At 48.5% G+C, this 856-nt stretch carries 2 tRNA genes and 2 rRNA genes; all 4 read right to left on the bottom strand.

What is annotated here, in order from left to right:
* A 23S ribosomal RNA gene (locus KE671_RS22550) occupies positions 1-252 on the bottom strand; the annotation flags it as partial.
* Between the two features lie 171 nt (positions 253-423).
* Positions 424-499: transfer RNA gene (locus tag KE671_RS22545), tRNA-Ala, on the bottom strand.
* Between the two features lie 112 nt (positions 500-611).
* Positions 612-688 (bottom strand) — tRNA-Ile (locus tag KE671_RS22540).
* Between the two features lie 69 nt (positions 689-757).
* Positions 758-856, bottom strand: a 16S ribosomal RNA gene (locus KE671_RS22535); the annotation flags it as partial.

The following is an 856-nucleotide window of genomic DNA, read 5'->3' as shown; positions in this document are numbered from 1 at the left end:
CTCGCCGCTACTGGGGGAATCTCGGTTGATTTCTTTTCCTCGGGGTACTTAGATGTTTCAGTTCCCCCGGTTCGCCTCGTTTGACTATGTATTCATCAAACGATAGTGCAACGAATTGCACTGGGTTTCCCCATTCGGACATCGCCGGYTATAACGGTTCATATCACCTTACCGACGCTTTTCGCAGATTAGCACGTCCTTCATCGCCTCTGACTGCCAGGGCATCCACCGTGTACGCTTAGTCGCTTAACCTCACAACCCGAAGATGTTTCACTTCTGATTGCGAAAATTTGAGAGACTCGAACACACCATTAAAGATGTGTCGTTTCAATTTTCAGCTTGATCCAGATTTTTAAAGAGCAAAACTTCGCAGTGAACCCTTTCAGGTACACTCTGAAGTTTTCTTGATTACGTTCTACAGTATGGTGGAGCTATGCGGGATCGAACCGCAGACCTCCTGCGTGCAAAGCAGGCGCTCTCCCAGCTGAGCTATAGCCCCATCGTGTAGTCAGAACCTCTGTACCGATAATTTTTCCTGAGACAAGGCGTGGAATGACGAAGCATAYTTCAGGTATGCGAGTCGTTTCACAACGCAGTATTCAGGGAAAATTTGGTAGGCCTGAGTGGACTTGAACCACCGACCTCACCCTTATCAGGGGTGCGCTCTAACCACCTGAGCTACAAGCCTGTAGAGGTTTTACTGCTCGTTTTTCATCAGACAATCTGTGTGAGCACTACAAAGGCAGGTTCTTTAAGGTAAGGAGGTGATCCAACCGCAGGTTCCCCTACGGTTACCTTGTTACGACTTCACCCCAGTCATGAATCACAAAGTGGTAAGCGCCCTCCCGAAGGTTAA

It is taken from the genome of Citrobacter amalonaticus (genome assembly GCF_018252635.1).
Taxonomy (GTDB): Bacteria; Pseudomonadota; Gammaproteobacteria; order Enterobacterales; family Enterobacteriaceae; genus Citrobacter_A; species Citrobacter_A amalonaticus_E.
The sequence above is the reverse complement of the archived record's forward strand: the minus strand, read 5'-3'. Positions and strand labels throughout refer to the sequence as shown.